The organism is Xanthomonas euroxanthea (genome assembly GCF_903989455.1).
In the GTDB taxonomy this organism is placed as follows: Bacteria; Pseudomonadota; Gammaproteobacteria; order Xanthomonadales; family Xanthomonadaceae; genus Xanthomonas; species Xanthomonas euroxanthea.
In genome coordinates this window covers 419,129-436,121 of the sequence record NZ_LR861803.1, presented here as the reverse complement: position 1 = coordinate 436,121, position 16,993 = coordinate 419,129, and the positions used below count along the sequence as shown (strand labels likewise).

Here is a 16,993-nt window from a genome sequence, read left to right as displayed (position 1 = left end):
AGGCTCAAACATTAGAACGTCGCCCGCAGCCCGGGCGTCGCAGCTCTTCACGTTCCAAAAAGGTTTGATGTTCGAATATGTTCGAACATGACAACTTGGGTTCGCTCCTGCGCGCCCGGACGGAGACACCAATGGGCGAGACATACGATCTTCTGGTGATAGGCGGCGGCATCAACGGGGTCGGCATCGCCCGCGATGCGGCCGGGCGTGGCCTGTCGGTGTGCCTGTGCGAGCAGGACGACCTGGCCGCGCATACCAGCAGCGCCAGCACCAAGCTCATTCACGGCGGCCTGCGTTACCTGGAGCAGTACGAGTTCGCGCTGGTCGGCAAGGCGCTGGCCGAGCGCGAAGTGCTGCTGCGGCTGGCCCCGCACATCATCTGGCCGCTGCGCTTCCTGCTGCCGCATCAACCGCATCTGCGCCCGGCCTGGATGATTCGCGCCGGCCTGTTCCTGTACGACCATCTCGGCGGCAGCAAGCGCAGCCTGCCGCGCTCGCGCCGGCTGTCGCTGCGCACGCACCCGGTCGGCCAGCCGCTGCAGGAATCGCTGCGCACCGGCTTTGTCTATTCCGATGCCTGGGTGCAGGACGCGCGGCTGGTGGTGCTCAATGCGATGGACGCCGCCAAGCGCGGTGCCCAGATCCGCACGCGCACGCGCTGTGTGGGTGCCTGGCGCGATGCGGGCTTCTGGTACGCCGAACTGGAAGACCGCGACGGCCGCCGCCGCACCGTGCAGGCGCGCGCGCTCGCCAATGCGGCCGGGCCGTGGGCGGTGTCGTTCCTGGACAAGGTCGCCGCAGTGCCGCACAAGCACGCACTGCGCCTGGTCAAGGGCAGCCATATCGTGGTGCCAAAATTGTTCGACCACGACCATGCGTACATCTTCCAGCAACCGGATCGGCGCATCGTGTTCGCCATTCCGTACGAGCACGACTTCACCCTGATCGGCACCACCGATGTGGATTATCAGGCCGACCCCGCCGCACCCAGCATCGATGCGGCCGAGGTGCAGTACCTGTGCGAGGCGGTGAACCTGTATTTCCAGCAGCAGATCAGCCCTGCCGATGTGGTGTGGAGCTATAGCGGCGTGCGCCCGCTGCTCGACGATGCCGAAGACAACGCCGCCGAAGTCACCCGCGATTACCAGCTGGAAGTGCTCACCGACGGCGCACCATTGCTCAACGTCTTTGGCGGCAAGCTGACCACCTATCGCAAGCTGGCCGAAGAAGCGGTCGACCGCCTGACCCAGGCGCTGGGTGCACGCAAGCCGGCGTGGACCGCGCGCGGCGATGCATTGCCCGGCGGCGAACAGCGCGATATCGCCAGCCTGCTCGAACGCGTGCGCACGGCACGCCCGTGGCTGCCGGCACCCACCGCGCAGCGGCTGGTGCGCAACTACGGCACCTGCGCGGAGCAACTGCTGGGCGATGCGCAGGATATCGCGGCATTGGGCACGCACTTCGGTGCCGATTTGTACCAGGCCGAGGTGGACTACCTGTGCGCCCACGAGTGGGCCGTGACCGCCGACGACATCCTGTGGCGCCGCAGCAAACTCGGTCTGCGCATCGACGCGGCCGGGCGCGCGCGCCTGGAAGCGTACCTGCAGACGCAATCGGTCCGGCAAGCCGACGTCGTGCCGGCCTGATCGAACTGCGTTGCCGGCGAGGACGGGTCGTTCGGCAACGTATCCTGGCGCATTCGCCGGCATCATCCTGAGTCACGTGGAGGGCACCCCCAGATGAGCATTACCCAGCACCCCTGCGCGCCGATGCGCGCATCGCACCACCCTGCCTGCGTCATCGCCATCGGCACGGGGTCGCGCGCATGAGCCGCCAACTGGTGGGTGAGTTGATTTCCGAAGCGGTGGCGATGTTCATCATCATCGCGCTCGGCGATTCGGTCGCGGCCATGTACGTCCTCTACGACCCCAGCCCGTACCAGAACGCCTATTGGGGCGTCTGCATCGCCTGGGGCCTGGCGGTGACGCTGGCGATCTATGTCACCGGCTCGGTGTCCGGCACGCATGCCAATCCGGCAGTGACGCTGGCGCTGGCACTGTTCCGAGGTTTCTCCTGGAAGAAGGTGCTTCCGTACTGGGGCGCGCAGGTGATCGGTGCGTTCCTGGGCGCAGCCATCGTCTACCAGTTGTATGGCCCGGTGATCGACCACTACAACCAGGTGCAGCAGCTCACCCGCGAAGCCGGTGGCGCCGCCGGGGTGTTCTTCACCGCCCCCGGCCTTGCGGTCACGCCGATGCATGCGCTGGTCGACCAGATCATCATCACCGCGTTCCTGATCTTCGGCATCTTCGCCATCACCGAGCAGTTCAACGAAGCTGCGCCGACCGCCAATTCCGGCGCGCTGATGATCGGCCTGCTGGTGGCCACGCTGGGCGCATCGATGGGCTATCTGGAAGCCTGGGCGATGAATCCGGCGCGCGACTTCGGCCCGCGCCTGTTCGCCTATCTTGCCGGTTGGGGCGAAGCCGCCTTGCCGGCCAAGGACAACTACTGGTGGATCCCCATCGTCGGCCCGTTGATCGGCGGCCCGATTGGCGCGCTTGCCTACCAGTGGCTGATCCTGCCGTTCCTGCCGGCACGCGTGCGCCACCTGCAAGGCGGCAAAGCGCCGCTCGATCCGCGCTGACCGCGTTGCTGCACGACTGACAGCACCGCGCCGCTGTGGAGCAGGCCCCGGTTTCCTTGGCCTCTCGAACAGCGGCGTGCATTGCCCACTTTCTCGCCGTGCGCCAACGCCGGCATTGTTCGAGGAATCTCCGATGGAAAAGCAATACGTCCTTGCGATCGATCAAGGCACCACCAGCTCGCGCGCGATGCTGTTCGATCGCAACGGCAAGGTGGCCGGCGTGGCGCAGCGCGAGTTCGGCCAGATCTTTCCGCAGCCGGGCTGGGTGGAACACAACCCGCGCGAGATCATGACCAGCGTCTACACCACGATCACCGAGCTGCTCAACAATGCGCAGATCGATGCGCGCTCGATCGCCGGCATCGGCATCACCAACCAGCGCGAGACCGCGGTGGTGTGGGACAAGGCCACCGGCCAGCCGATCTACAACGCCATCGTCTGGCAATCGCGGCAGACCAAGGACATCTGTACGCAACTCAAGGAGGCCGGGCACGAGCAGATGGTGCGCGACAAGACCGGCCTGCTGATCGATGCGTATTTTTCCGGCACCAAGGTCAAATGGATCCTGGATCACGTCGACGGCGCCCGCGAACGCGCGCGCAACGGCGAACTGGCCTTCGGCACCATCGACAGCTGGCTGATCTGGAATCTCACCGGCGGCAAGGTGCACGTCACCGACTACACCAATGCCTCGCGCACCTTGATGTACAACATCCACACGCTGGAATGGGATGCCGAGCTGCTGGCCATGCTCGACGTGCCGAAGGAGATGCTGCCGGAGGTGCGCTCGTCCAGCGAAATCTACGGCATGACCCAGACCCAGTATTTCTATGGCGAGCAGGTGCCGATCGCGGGCATCGCCGGCGACCAGCAGGCGGCGTTGTTCGGCCAGGCCTGCTTCGAACCGGGCATGGCCAAGAACACCTACGGCACCGGTTGCTTTGCGCTGATGAATACCGGCGACAAGGCGGTCGCGTCCAAGGCCGGTCTGTTGACCACGATTGCCTGGGGCATCGACGGCAAGGTCGAATATGCGCTGGAAGGCTCGATCTTCGTCGCAGGATCGGTGGTGCAATGGCTGCGCGACGGCCTGCGCATGCTCGGCAAGGCCAGCGACTCGCAGGCCTATGCCGAACGCGCCGGCGACAACGACGGGGTCTATCTGGTGCCGGCCTTCGTCGGCCTGGGCGCGCCGTACTGGCGCAGTGATATCCGCGGCGCGGTGTTCGGGCTGACCCGCGGCACCACCAAGGAACATTTCGTGCGCGCGGCGGTGGAATCGATGGCGTACCAGACCCGCGACGTGTTGACCGCGATGCAGGCCGATTCGGGCATCGAACTGAAGGAACTGCGCGCCGACGGCGGCGCAATCGCCAACGATTTCATGGCGCAGTTCCAGAGCGACATGCTCAACGTGCCGGTGCTGCGCCCGGAAGTGGCCGAAACCACTGCGCTCGGCGCGGCCTATCTGGCCGGCTTGGCAACCGGGTTCTGGAGCAGCCGCGAAGAGATCGCCAAGCAGTGGGCGGTGGATCGCCGCTTCGAGCCGACCATGGCCGAGGACAAGCGCGAACAACTGTATGCCGGCTGGCAGCAGGCGGTGGAAGCGACGATGGGCTTCCGTATCAGCTGACCGCTGTCATCAAGACGACGACGCCCGCCATCAGGCGGGCGTTGTCGTTTTCGTGAACCACGTGCATGGTTGTTACTCCCTGCACGGATCACGCGTTGCAGAGCTGCACGCTGCAGCCCTGCAACGCAGCAGCGATTACTGCCCGCCGGTATTGGCGCGGCCGGCAATGGTGTCCGGATCCCAGTGCTCCTTGATCAGGCCCTTTTCGATGCGGAACATGTCGAACCAGGTGGTGGTGTAGGTCTTGCTCGGATCGCGCGGATCCGGCAGCGTGCGCACCGACACCAGCGTGACCAGGTCACGGTCGGCGGTGATGGCTACCAGCGGCAGCTGCACGCGTTCCTGCACCGGTGTCGGCGGCACGAACGCGGTCAGGAACGCGATGAAGGCATCGCGGCCGTTCGCCACGTTCGGGTTGTGCTGGATGTAGTTCTTGTCCATGTATTTCGGCGCTTCCTGCACCTGCCCGGCCTCGAACACGATGCGCCAGAAGTCGTAAACCAGCCGCTTGTTGACAGTCTCCGGCCAGGTGGAGCCGAGCAGCATCTTCTGGTGGTTGGGATTTTCGGTCACCGCGGTCTGCGCGAACGCAGCCACCGGCGCTACCAGCATGACCAGTAGCAAGGCGCGGGAGAACAGCTTATTCATGGAAGACTCCTTATGTGGAGACGGGCGCTACGCTGGCTGGAACGCCAGCACGGTGCGCCGCTGATTGGGGGAATGACGCGCCTTGGCAGACAGGGTTTCTACGCGTCGCCACCAGCCTAACGGCCGCGTCTGCTCGCCCGCTAGCCGCCCTGGAGTGCACCAGGGCACTTCCGGCATTGGTGGTAATCCATAGGTAACCACTGCAGCCGAATTCTCAGGCGCACACGAGGGATCTCCGGCATCGGTCATGGCCACACTTACTCCGGCAGTTCCACCAGTGGCAGGCCGGCATAGTTTTCAGCCACCGTCGCGCGCCCTGCCTCGCTGCCCAGCAGATACTCCAGTTCCGCGGCATGAATGCGTGCGGTGAACGCGTCCTGGTCGGCGAAGGTATGCAGCAAGGTGGTCATCCACCATGAAAACCGTTCGGCCTTCCAGACGCGTTGCAGCGCCAGCGCCGAGTACCGTTGCAGCACCTCGGCGTCGCCACGCGCGTTCCAGCGCTCGAACAATTGCGCAAGCAGGCCGACATCGGCCAGCGCCAGATTCAAGCCCTTGGCACCGGTGGGCGGCACGATATGTGCCGCATCGCCGGCCAGGAACAGGCGCCCGTACTGCATCGGCTCGGCGACGAAGCTACGCAACGGCGCAATGCTCTTTTCGATCGATGGCCCGGTGATCAATTGCGCAGCCAGCGTCTCGGGCAACCGCGCACGCAATGCATCCCAAAACGCCTGGTCGCTCCATGCCTCTACCCGCGCATCGGCCGGTACCTGTACGTAGTAGCGCGAACGCGTCGGCGAGCGCATCGAACACAACGCGAAGCCGCGCGGGTGCTGCGCGTAGATCAACTCGTCGTGGACCGGCGGGGTGTCGGCAAGCACGCCAAGCCACCCGAACGGATACACCCGCTCGAACAGGCGCAGTCGCTCGGGCGGAATGCTGGCGCGGCTGATGCCATGGAAGCCGTCGCAGCCGACGATGTAGTCGCAGTCGACGCGCTGGCGCCGGCCCTCATGGGTGAACTCCACCGCGGGTGCGTCGCTTTCCACCCCGCACAGCGTCACGTCCTGCGCGCTGTAGTACGTCGGCGCAGCGCTGCGTGCACGTGCCTGCATCAGATCGGCAGTGACCTCGGTCTGGCCGTAGACGGTGACGCTACGTCCGCAACCGCGCAGCAGGTCGATGCGCTCCCGGCGGCCATCCAGCGACAGTTCGAAGCCGTGATGCGGCAGGCCCTCGCGCTGCACGCGTTCGCCAACCCCTGCCCGCTGCAACAGCGCCACACTGCCCTGTTCCAGCACGCCGGCACGAATCCGCCCCAGCACGTGGTCCGGCGTCTGCCGCTCGATCACCACGGTGTCGATGCCGGCCCGCAGCAACAGCTCGCCCAGCAACAGGCCGGACGGGCCGGCGCCGATGATCGCGATTTGGGTGCGCATGCAATGCTCCTGCCCCAGCTGACGGATGCAGGCCAGTGTGGGTAGCCAAGCGCGTGCAGTGAAGGGATGATTGCGCGCAGTGCTTGGACTTTTCGACGATGCCCAGACGCGCGCACGCCATTGCTGCAGCCACCGCGGTGCCCGCCTTCGGCCTGTACGGCGAGCAGCACGCCGACACACCCGAGTTGTTGCATTGGGAGTCGATTGCCGCACGCAGCCGGCTACATAACTGGCACATCGCTCCGCACCGGCACGAGGACCTGGCACAGTTGCTGTACGTGCAACGCGGGCCGGCAACGCTGCAGCTGGATGGCCGCAGCCAGCACGTGCGTGGTGCGCGCGTGATCTGGCTGCCGCCACTGTGCGTGCATGGCTTCGGGTTCGATCCGCGGGTGCGCGGCCACATCATCACCTTGTGCATGCCGCTGGTGCGCGGCGCCTTGAGTGCTGCACCGCTGTTGCAGGCTGCCCTGACCATCCCGCAGGTCCTGCACGCACAGCGCGCACGCGGGCTGCTCGACGTGCTGTTCGCCAGCATTGCCGACGACCATGCCTGCCGACGCGTCGGCCATGAGGCCGCATTGCACGCCGCCGCAGCGCAGTTGTTGATCTGGACCGCCCGCACGGCGCTGGAACACGCGCAGGATGCCGCTGCGGTGAGTCCTTATGCCGACCCGGCACTACGCCATCTCCGCGGCTATCAGGCCTTGATCGACCAGCACTACCGTGCGCATTGGCCGATCTCCCGCTATGCCGAGCAATTGGGCCTGACGCCGGGCCATCTCAATGCGTTGTGCCAGCGACTGGCCGGCGCCTCGGCACTGCAATTACTGCAGCGCCGCATCATGCTCGAAGCCCGCCGCAGCCTGCGCTACACCAGCCTGAGCGTGCAGCAGATCGCCGCGGACCTTGGATTTTTCGACGCTGCGTACTTCAGCCGCTATTTCGTACGTCACGCCGGCTGTTCGCCGACGCGCTTTCGCGCTGGCGATTAAGAGCGACCGATCCGTGGGCTGGTTGCAGGGTTTTCAACAAAGTAACCAGCGGACTGTCCGGTGCGGTGTCCTCGCTGATTGCCGGACCGTGTGGCGGCATGGATGCCGCCACCGAGCCTCCAGGGAAGGATTCACGGCGTGTCCCGCAAGCGGTGAGGGCAGCGCGCACTCGATGCTGTCAGTTTGCTGCAGGGCCCTTGCCCGCCCGCCATCGCGGGACACGCCGCAAGTACGTCCTTGTAGGCTCCGGCGCGGCATCCATGCCGCTCAGGGTCCCGCGACGGTGAGCGGGCAAGGACCCAGGCGAGATGGTCGGTGTGCAAGGCTAAGAGCCGTGCTGGATGCGCCTTGTTCGACCATGGAGCATCGGCTCCATGTCTGGTGCACACCGCACGAGAGACAGCTTTTCAGATGAGTGCCGGCCAACTGTCTGGGGCGGTGTCCTCGCCGGTTGCGGGACCGTGTGGCGGCATGGATGCCGCCACCGAGCCCCCAAGGACGGGTTCACGGCGTGTCCCGCAAGCGGTGAGGGCACCGCGCCCTCGACGCCGCGAGTGTGCTGCTTGGCCCTTGGCGCAGTCGGTCGCCCGCGCCGGTCAGAACGGGTATTGCGGCACTTCGTTCTTGATCGTCAGCCACTGCCAGTGGGTGTACTGCTCCCAGTCGGCCGGCCCGCCGACACTGGTGCCGTTGCCCGAGGCACCGGTACCGCCGAAGGGGTTGATGACTTCGTCGGACACGGTCTGATCGTTGATGTGCAACAGGCCGGTATGGAGCTTGTCGCCCAGGTTCATCGCGCGCGACACCGATGCCGACAGGATGCCGGCGGCCAGGCCGTACTCGCCATGGTTGGCCAGTTCCGCGGCTTCTTCGTCGGTGTCGAACACGGTGATGTTGATCACCGGCCCGAAGACTTCCTCGTCGAATGCACGCATGCCCGGGCGCACGTTGGACAGCACCGTCGGCGCATAGAACAGGCCTTCGTTGCTGGCACCGGCTTCCACCACCGCGCCGGCGGCGACGCTGTCGTCCACGATATCGATCACACGCTGCAGCTGGCGCTGGTCGATGATCGGGCCCAGTGCCACGGTGCCACTGACCGGATCGCCAACCGGCAGATGCCTGGCCTTTTCAGCCAGCCGCTGGGTCAACGCATCGGCAATGCCACGCTGGACCAGCACGCGGCCGGTGGCCATGCAGATCTGCCCTTGATGCATGTAGGCGCCGAACGCCACGGCAGAGGCCGCCCTGTCCAGATCGGCGTCGTCGAGCACGATCACCGCGTTGTTGCCGCCCAGCTCCAGCGACACCTTCTTCAGGTGCCGGCCCGCGATCTCGCCGATGCGTCGCCCGGCAGCGGTGGAGCCGGTAAAGGCAATCATCGGGACATCCGGCGATTCGACCAGCGCCTGGCCGATGGCGGCATCGCCGTGCAGCACGTGCAACAAGCCCTTCGGCAGGCCCGCTTCCTCCAACACCTGCGCGATGACCACGCCACCGGTGTACGGTGTGCGCGGGTCAGGCTTGAGCACCACCGCATTGCCCATCGCCAGCGCCGGAGCCACCGACCGCAGCGACAGGATCAACGGGAAATTGAACGGGGAAATCACCGCGATCACGCCCAGCGGCAGATGCCGGGCCAGGCTGAGCTGGCCGGCGCCGGTGGGCAGCACCTGGCCGACGGCCTGCAGCGGCAGCGCCGCCGCCTGCTGATAGAACACCACCGACTCGTTCACTTCGCGCTGGGCCTTGGGCAGGATGCCGCCGGTTTCGCGCGCGATCAGCAGCGCCGCTTCCGCACTGCGCGCTTCCATCAGCTGCGCGGCACGGTGAAACACGGCAGCGCGCTCACGCGGCGTCGTGGCTGCCCAGGCACGTTGCGCTTTTTTCGCCAGCGCCACGGCAGCGGCGACATCGGCCAGATCGGCCTTGCCGACTTCGTGCAGCAGCTTGCCGGTGGCCGGTTCGATGATCTGCGCGGTGCCGCCGTTGCCGGGCACCCAGTCGCCATTGAAGATACAGCCATGCCACGCCGGGACGGACGACGCGGCAATCGCGGTGTTGGGGAGAGCGTTCATGGTCTAGCCTCCTGCTGAGGGGGTGGTGTTACAGGGTGGTGGACGCCAGCCCGCCATCGACCGGCAAGGTGATGCCGTTGATCCAGCGCGCAGCATCGGAGGCGAGAAACACGATGGCCTCGGCCACCTCGTCGGCGTACGCCGGACGCGTCATGCGCTTGGCGTCTTCCTTGACGCGCTCCTCGCCGAGCATGGTGACGAAATCGCCGAGAATCGGGGTAAACACCGGTCCGGGCGCGACGTTGTTGACGCGCACGCCATGCTCGGCGAACCAGGGCCGCGACTGCAGCAGGGTCCATACGATCAGCGCTTCCTTGAAGTACTGGTAGCAGGTGTCGTGGCTCACCGGATGCGCCTGCAACCACGCAGTGCCGGACGTAAAGCTGTCGGTGGCGGCCAGTTGCTTGTGCAGTTCCAGGCGTTGCGGCCATTCGGCGCCCAGGATGGAAGCCACGTTGATGATGGAACCGCCAGCCGTCATGCGCGGCAGCAGCGCCTGGCTCAAATGGCGCAGACCCAGGTAATTGACCCGCGCCACGACCTCCAGCGGTGCGGTGCCAGGCACGCCGGCCACGTTGGCCAGCGCGTCGATGCGCTCCGGCAAGGCCTGCACCAGCGCATCGATGGACGCCGGATCGCCAAGATCGGCCTGGTGGAACCCGTGCAGCGACATCTGCACCGGCGTGCGATCGACGCCGATCACCCTGGCACCATGGAAACGGGCCAGGCGTGCCACTTCGGCACCAATGCCCGATGCCACGCCGGTGACCACGATCGTCTTGTTCTGCAAATTCATTGCCACTCTCCGAAGAGGCCGGCCGTACCGGCGCTAGAACACATGGACGTACTGCAGGTTGACGTTGTTGCCGGAGGCAGCGTTCTTGACCTCCACCGGCAGATACACATTGGCAAACAGCATGTTGTTGGCATCCATCCGCCATACACCGCCGGGGCCGGCATAGAACACGCGTTGGCGGGTGTCGGCCACGCGCTGCCCGTTGGTGCGGTTGTCGCGGAACTGGGTGAGGTAATAGGCATTCACGCCAAGGCGGAGGTCGGGCACCACTTCCCAGGACGTGGCGAAGTTGATCCAGCCCGCATCGCCGGCCTGGCCGTTGCGGAACGCAAAACCCGGCGGCAGGTTCGGACGCCGCTCGCTGCGGAAGTTGTAGATGTAGTTGATGCGTGCGCTGACTTCCCAGTTGGGCGTCGGGAACACGGTGAACGCGTATTGCGGCACCAGCGACCAGTAGCCGGCACCCTGATTGAGGTCGCGGTCGCGGTCGAACTTGCCGGTCGGCGCGATCGCATTGATTTCGAAACGCTGCGAAAACACCGGCCTGCCATTGCGGATCACCGGCAGCATCTGCAGATAGGGGCCAAAGGTCAGGTCACCCACACCGGCGCCGTTGTCGCGCAAGCTGGCAATGCTGTTGCGCCCGAACGAGGCATCCAGGTTGATCAGCGGAAGCAGCGTGTTGATGCCAACCGCGCCGCCAAAGAGCTTGTACGGCGTGACATAGGCGACCTGGGTCAGCAGCAGGGTCGAATCGATGCGCGGGCGATCGAACACCGGCACGTCGTTGCCGCGGGAATCCTTGATCGCATCCAGTGAGCTCTGACGCAGATAGGTGATCACCGCCCAGCCGGGCGTGGTGCGGGTGAAGCCGTCCAGGTAGCTGGTACCGCCGGTATTGATGCCGTTGGTCAGCGTCGTACTCTGCGGCAGGTTCTGCGCCCCGGCGGTGCCGGCAGCAAGCAGCGCCACCATGGCAAGCGCTGCGCGGCGCAGCCCCGACGCGCGGGAAGACAACCCAGACAGGACCGATCGATAGTTCACTGCAAACATCTCCAGCACGGGGAGGGACAGCGGACACTGCGGCGGAACAACGGTCAGGCAGGCGCGATCGACACGCCGGCGACGGCGCGTGCAAAGGCCAGGTGGAAAGCGGGCCGTGCGCCTGCACGGCAGCTGCGGATCAGGCGGTGTCCAGACGGTCCAGCCGGTCGAGCGCGCGCAGCAACGGCGCCTCGCTGCTGCCAAGCACCACGCTGAGTTGCTGTTCCATCCGCAGCACTTCGGCCTCGGCGGCGCTCAGCAGGGTCACACCGGCGGTGGTCAGCGACAGGTGCTGCATGCGTCGGTCCTGGCGTCCCCGCACCTGCCGCAGCAGGCGGCGCTTGACCAGGCGTGCCACCACGATCGCCAGGTTGGGCGCCGACACGTGCAGCACATCGCCGATCTGGCGTTGGTTGATGCCCGGGTTGCCATCCACCAGCATCAGCAGCGAGAAGTCCACCGGCTTGAGATCGAACGCTGCCACGCAGTCCTGAAACATCCGCCGCACCAGCAACTCGGTGCGGGTGATGCGGTAGCCCAGCAGCCGCAGCAGGCGCGCCTGATCCACCGTGGTGACGGCATCCGGCGGCAGGGCGGCATTGGCAGTGACGGACATGACGGTTCTCGCAGCGAAGACGACGGGCGGACCGGTGCGCGCAACGCACACCGCCCGCAACGCCGGTCCGCGGCGTGAGCTGCATTGTAGACGCGCTCAGGCATGCCGAGGGGGGCTTGGCCACGTCGTGCAGGCGAGCCACAGCATGCAGGTGCCAGTCCAGCGCCAGCACAGGGCGGCCGTCTGCGGCGGCAGGCAGGTGTGGGAAGCGACGGTCATCCAGGCACGGCTGAGACATGGGTTCCAGGTCGGCAAGTGATTGCGTTCCGTAATAGTTATGGATCATAACTACATTGCCAAGCTGCAGCGCAGCATGGTCGCGCTCGCCAGGCTGACCAATGCGCCTGGTGGTGGTGCGGCAACCGGCTTGCGGCCGGCGCGCCGGGCACGGGTGCGTGCGGTCCACCGGGCCTGGCAGCGGTGGCGGCAAGCACGAGGACAACGCAGCGGTTGTCACCACGCGACGCTTGCGCATCCAGCCCAATCACCCAGCGGGATTCCTCAACTGGCGTGGCGCTCGCTCGATGCATCTGCGTGCCAGCTAGGCCAACTGCTAACTGGTGGCCTACGGGTTACGAATTACCGATTACGGCAACCATAGCTTCTCGAGGTCGCGGAAGCCCCAGTCGGTGGGGCTTTCCATCTGTGCGATGCGGTCCTGGCAATCCGGCCGCGACAGATCGATGTCCTGCACCAGCACATGGCTGCGCAACTTGGCCGAATAGAACACGCGGACCTTGGGCTTGAGCAGCGCATCGGCGGTCTGCTCGATCACCACCGCCAGTTTCTGCGACTCCAGCCGCACCAGCGAGCCGACCGGATAAATCCCCAGCCGGCGCACGAAGGCCTGGAACACCACCGGGTCGAAATGCCCCTGCCACGACGCCATGCGCTTGAGCGATTCGGCCGGATCCCAGCCGCGCTTGTAGGGGCGGTCGGAGCTGATGGCGTCGTACACATCGCACACCGCACCCATCCGCGACATCAGCGCGATGTTCTCGCCCACCAGCCGATTCGGGTAGCCGCTGCCGTCCATTTTCTCGTGATGGTGCAGCGCGATCTCCAGCACCACCGCGTTCTGCACGCCGCCGGCCACCAGCAGGCGATGGCCATCCAGCGGATGCTGGCGCATGACCTCCATTTCGTCGTCGGTGAGCTTGCCCGGCTTGTTGAGGATGTCCAGCGGCGTCACCGCCTTGCCCATGTCGTGCAGCAGGCCGCCCATGGCCGCCTCGACGACCTGCCCTTCGGGCAAGCCGAGCTGGCGCGCCAGCCCGCTCATCAGGCCGGCCACCGCCATCGAATGCAGATAGGTGTAGTCGTCGGCGGTCTTGAGCCTCGCTACGCTGATCAGGGCCTGCGGATGCCGCAGGACCGACTCGTTGATGGCTTCCACCAGCGGCATCGCCGCCTCGGTGTCGACGGTACGTCCAAGCCGCACATCGCGGAACATCGCCTCGACCGTGTCGCGCCCGTCTTCGAAGATCTTGCGTGCGCGCACCACTTCGGACTCGATGCCGACCTGCGCGGTGACGCTGTTGGTGCGCGCGGTGCGCGTGGCGGTGGGCGGTTCGGGCGTCGGTGATGGTGATGGTGATGGTGCCGCCGGCTCGGGCTCCGGACTGGTTGCGTCCGGCGCCGCCGTTTCCAGATCCAGGCCACGCGCGGTATCGATTACCAGTTGCTCGATCCGGCTGCCATGGATCTTCTCCACGTCATCCGAATCGACCAGGAACGAGGTCTTCCAGAACGGATGGTGCACCCACGCGCCCAGCAGCTTGTAGACATACATGCCGGGGCGGAGTTGATCGGAGTCGATGGTTCTGAGCATGCCGGCGCTGATCTGCAAATGGTCCGCGGAAGAGCCCGCCACAACGATGGAGGGTCTGTCGGGGTATCGGCAGTGCGCAGCATTTCTTTGGCCCGGTCGACCTCGCTCGGCTGCGTGACAACCGCCAGCCGGGCAGTTCAGCGCGCCGGCAGGCGCATGCCCAGCACGGCGATGGCCGCAAGCAGCAACGGCACGCTGCAGGCCAGGTACAGGGCCGCCGGCGACCAGCCCGCGTCCACCAGCAGGCCCACGCACAGCGGCGAGGCGATCGCGCCGAAGCGGCCCACCCCGATCGCCCAGCCCATGCCGGTGGAACGCACCGCCGCCGTGAAGACCACCGGCGCCACCGCATACAGCCCGGCGATGGCGGCAAACAGCGCCGCGCCGCTCAGCACCGCCGTGGCAAACGCCCAGCTCAGCACGGTGTTGTAGAGGCCAAAGGCCAGCAGCGCCAGCGCCGAGATCCCCAGCGCGCCGGCGGTCAGCCGCGACAGGCGCGCACGTGCGGCCAATGCGCTGAAGACCGCCCCGCCGGCAATGCCGCCCAGATTCAACAAGACACCACCGGTTACACCCTGCGCCGCCGACAAGCCGGCCACGACCAGCAGCTTCGGGGTCCAGCTGAGTACGAAATAGAACGCGAACATCAGCAGAAAGAACGCCAGCGCGATCAACAGCGACTGCCGCCGCAATGCCGGTACGAACAGGGCCGCATAGCCCTGCGCCCGATTGGGAATCTGCGGCGGTGACGGCAGTACCGCATGCGGCGGCATGCCCATGCGTGCGAGCACCGCATTGAAGCGTGCGGCTGCACCGGGCGGGCGCCGCGCGATCAAAAAATCCAGCGACTCGGGCAAAAACGCCAGCACCAAGGGCACGCACAGCAGCGACCCGAGCGCACCGAGCACAAACACCGCGTGCCAGGACCATTGCTGCAACAGCAACGCCGCGATTGCGCCGCCCAGCGTCGCGCCGATCGGGTAACCGGTGGCCTGCAGCGCCAATGCCGTGCTGCGCCACCGGGCGGTGGAATACTCGGCAGCGATGACCGCAACGCAGGCCAGCATGCCGCCGATGCCGATGCCGGTGAACGCACGCAACGCGCCGAGTTGCCACACGCCGGTGGCCAGCGCCGAGGCGCCCATGCCCACGGTCAGTATCGCCAGGCAGGCCAGGATCGTCGCGCGCCGCCCGATGCGATCGGCCAGCGGCGCCAGCAGCAACGAACCCGCCGCCATGCCAACCAATCCGGCACTGAACAAGGCCCCGAGCAGCTTGCCCGACAACTGCCATTGCGCCGACACATGTGGGGCGGTGAAGGCCATCGCCATCACATCGAAACCATCGAGCATGGTCAGCAACACGCACACCGCCACCGCCCTCCACTGGAACGGCGTCATGCGTTCCAGTACGAAGGGTGCAGGTGTCACGGCGCTCGGGGTCATCGGGTGATCCTGGTGTAGGAATGGCAGGTGCGTTGGCAGCTGCATGCGTGGCCATGCGAGCGTGCAGCGGCAGCACGACGAAGACGCGAGCAAGCCTCGAAGCAGCAGCGGCACTCGACAATGCATCGGCACTGCAACGCAGCACGAGCGCCGCGTTGCAAAACGCCATCGGCACGCTAGGCCGATCGCAGGGGACGTTCAATACACCCGCACGCACTGGTGTGCGCTTATCGAACAGGCTGGCAGAGCGCTTCGCCTGGCTCGCCATGCATTCGTTGAGGTGTCTGCATGGCGGCACCCGGGGTATGCGGATTGCTTGCACGGACACGATCGACCTCGCGCCTACCGCTGCAGCGCGTGACCTGGCGTGCGATCGGACCGGGTAACCGCCACGTTCGTCTGGTCCGGAGTGCGAAGCTCCTTGCTGCACTCCTCGCGCAGGCATGGCATACGAGATTTCGCGGTAGCGAACTTGAACGACGCTAGATGCGCATGACTGCAAACCTCCACACGCAGTGCAACTCGATCCCTTCGAAGCTGCAGCAAACATTCAGGCGTAGCCCCACCGGTTCTGGCGTCGGTCGTTTCAACACGCCGCGCCGCTGCGTCATCCACGGCCACAGCCAGACAGGTCATTTGCCACGCCAGCGCTTGCCGCATGCGACAGTCGCCCCGCTATCATGCCGGCAGTGCCCGCACCGGGCGGCACGCCGACATGCTGGAGATCATCGTGACCCCGATTCGCTCGTTCCTGGACCACACCCCGCAACTGGGCGCACGCGTCTATGTCGACCCTGCCTGCACCATCATCGGCAAGGTGAGCCTGGGCGATGATGTATCGGTGTGGCCGGGCACGGTGATTCGCGGCGACGTCAATCATGTGCAGATCGGCGCACGTACCAACGTGCAGGACGGCACCATCATCCACGTCAGTCACCATAGCCCGTTCAACAAGGCCGGCTACCCGACGCTGATCGGCGCCGACGTCACGGTTGGCCACGGCACCATCCTGCATGCCTGCACCATCGAAGACCTGTGCCTGATCGGCATGGGCGCCTGCGTGCTGGACGGCGCCACCGTCAAGCGCTACGGCTTTGTCGGTGCCGGCGCGGTGGTCGGCCCGGGCAAGATCGTCGGCGAAGGCGAATTGTGGCTGGGCAATCCCGCGCGCCTGGCCCGCACCCTCAGCGACAAGGAAATCGAAAGCCTGCATTACTCCGCGCAGCATTACGTGCGGCTCAAGGATCAGTATCTGGGCGGCGCCAGCGCCGGCTGAATCCGGGTCCCCGCCCTGCGGCTGCAGGCCAGCATCGACCCTCTGCGACACGGGTACACCGCCTTCGAGCTGGGTGCACCTGCCGCAGACGCCGGTGGCCTGATGCTGGCAGGCCGACGCGCAGAGAGATGACGGCAGCAGCGCGCCGCACGCCGCGCATCCCTGGCCGCCCGGGATGCAGCGCAGCCGCAGCCAGCCGCGGGTTGCATGGCGTCGGGGATGCATGGCAGCAAGGACGCCGGTGACCTGGCGCCGCTTACGGCCGCGTGGCCTGCTCCAGTGCCGTCAACGTGGCCAGCGCCTGGGCGCGCGAAGCGCCGCACATGTCCTCGGACGGGCGCAGGCTGGCGCACACCGCCGGCCGCGTCGGCAAGCCGAACAGGCGACACCGGCCCCGGCCATCGAGCTGCACGCAGGGCACGCCTGCCGGCTTGCCCTGCGGCATGCCGGGGATCGCCGAACTGATCGACGGGGCAATACAACAGGCCGCGCAGCCGGCGCGGCACGGGAAGTCCATGCGCATGCCATCAGTGTAAACCGCC

Annotated in this window: 14 protein-coding genes; 5 read left to right on the top strand and 9 right to left on the bottom strand. The window is 66.3% G+C overall.

Annotation, left to right across the window (positions count from 1 at the left end):
- The first annotated feature begins 131 nt into the window (after nt 1–131).
- The 3 genes from glpD to glpK all read left to right on the top strand — a co-directional run bounded on the left by glpD (nt 132) and on the right by glpK (nt 4,280).
- Nucleotides 132–1,646: a glycerol-3-phosphate dehydrogenase gene (gene glpD, locus H7A86_RS01840; RefSeq protein ID WP_119130286.1), complete on the top strand. Its 1,515-nt coding sequence runs from the start codon at nt 132–134 to the stop codon at nt 1,644–1,646.
- A 179-nt stretch (nt 1,647–1,825) separates the two neighbouring features.
- Nucleotides 1,826–2,647 carry an MIP/aquaporin family protein gene (locus tag H7A86_RS01835; protein ID WP_104650579.1) on the top strand — a complete coding sequence of 274 codons (822 nt, stop codon included), beginning with the start codon at nt 1,826–1,828 and terminating at the stop codon, nt 2,645–2,647.
- 133 nt (nt 2,648–2,780) lie between these two features.
- Nucleotides 2,781–4,280: a glycerol kinase GlpK gene (gene glpK, locus H7A86_RS01830; protein WP_104583856.1), complete on the top strand. Its 1,500-nt coding sequence runs from the start codon at nt 2,781–2,783 to the stop codon at nt 4,278–4,280.
- A gap of 135 nt (nt 4,281–4,415) precedes the next feature.
- Here glpK and H7A86_RS01825 read toward each other — a convergent pair whose 3' ends face one another.
- Both H7A86_RS01825 and pobA read right to left on the bottom strand, forming a co-directional pair.
- Entirely contained in the window at nt 4,416–4,928 is a 513-nt protein-coding gene (locus H7A86_RS01825; protein WP_104583857.1) for a nuclear transport factor 2 family protein, read from the bottom strand.
- Between the two features lie 257 nt (nt 4,929–5,185).
- Nucleotides 5,186–6,370: a 4-hydroxybenzoate 3-monooxygenase gene (pobA, locus tag H7A86_RS01820; protein ID WP_119130284.1), complete on the bottom strand. Its 1,185-nt coding sequence runs from the start codon at nt 6,368–6,370 to the stop codon at nt 5,186–5,188.
- Between the two features lie 98 nt (nt 6,371–6,468).
- On the opposite strand from pobA, the gene H7A86_RS01815 reads away from it, so the two are divergent.
- Nucleotides 6,469–7,365 (top strand): helix-turn-helix domain-containing protein, encoded by an 897-nt coding sequence (locus H7A86_RS01815; RefSeq protein ID WP_119130282.1) that lies wholly within the window; start codon nt 6,469–6,471, stop codon nt 7,363–7,365.
- Between the two features lie 596 nt (nt 7,366–7,961).
- Here H7A86_RS01815 and H7A86_RS01810 read toward each other — a convergent pair.
- From H7A86_RS01810 to H7A86_RS01785, 6 genes are all read right to left on the bottom strand, one after another.
- Entirely contained in the window at nt 7,962–9,443 is a 1,482-nt protein-coding gene (locus H7A86_RS01810; RefSeq protein ID WP_104650575.1) for a benzaldehyde dehydrogenase, read from the bottom strand.
- A 28-nt stretch (nt 9,444–9,471) separates the two neighbouring features.
- The gene (locus H7A86_RS01805) at nt 9,472–10,239 is read right to left on the bottom strand and encodes a coniferyl-alcohol dehydrogenase (RefSeq protein WP_104650574.1); all 768 of its coding nucleotides are present in this window, start codon (nt 10,237–10,239) and stop codon (nt 9,472–9,474) included.
- 33 nt (nt 10,240–10,272) lie between these two features.
- Nucleotides 10,273–11,301, bottom strand: a complete 1,029-nt coding sequence (locus H7A86_RS01800; RefSeq protein WP_425509734.1) for a SphA family protein — start codon at nt 11,299–11,301, stop codon at nt 10,273–10,275.
- 121 nt (nt 11,302–11,422) lie between these two features.
- The gene (locus H7A86_RS01795; protein ID WP_104583863.1) at nt 11,423–11,899 is read right to left on the bottom strand and encodes a MarR family winged helix-turn-helix transcriptional regulator; all 477 of its coding nucleotides are present in this window, start codon (nt 11,897–11,899) and stop codon (nt 11,423–11,425) included.
- Between the two features lie 586 nt (nt 11,900–12,485).
- Nucleotides 12,486–13,730, bottom strand: a complete 1,245-nt coding sequence (locus H7A86_RS01790) for an HD-GYP domain-containing protein (protein WP_119130636.1) — start codon at nt 13,728–13,730, stop codon at nt 12,486–12,488.
- A gap of 137 nt (nt 13,731–13,867) precedes the next feature.
- Nucleotides 13,868–15,175: an MFS transporter gene (locus H7A86_RS01785; protein ID WP_119130278.1), complete on the bottom strand. Its 1,308-nt coding sequence runs from the start codon at nt 15,173–15,175 to the stop codon at nt 13,868–13,870.
- Nucleotides 15,176–15,905: 730 nt separating this feature from the next.
- Between H7A86_RS01785 and H7A86_RS01780 the strand changes: the two genes are divergently transcribed.
- The gene (locus H7A86_RS01780) at nt 15,906–16,451 is read left to right on the top strand and encodes a gamma carbonic anhydrase family protein (RefSeq protein WP_026064577.1); all 546 of its coding nucleotides are present in this window, start codon (nt 15,906–15,908) and stop codon (nt 16,449–16,451) included.
- A gap of 256 nt (nt 16,452–16,707) precedes the next feature.
- Here the strand turns inward: H7A86_RS01780 and H7A86_RS01775 are convergent, their stop codons facing one another.
- Nucleotides 16,708–16,974 carry a YkgJ family cysteine cluster protein gene (locus tag H7A86_RS01775; RefSeq protein WP_104650573.1) on the bottom strand — a complete coding sequence of 89 codons (267 nt, stop codon included), beginning with the start codon at nt 16,972–16,974 and terminating at the stop codon, nt 16,708–16,710.
- Nucleotides 16,975–16,993: the final 19 nt, after the last annotated feature.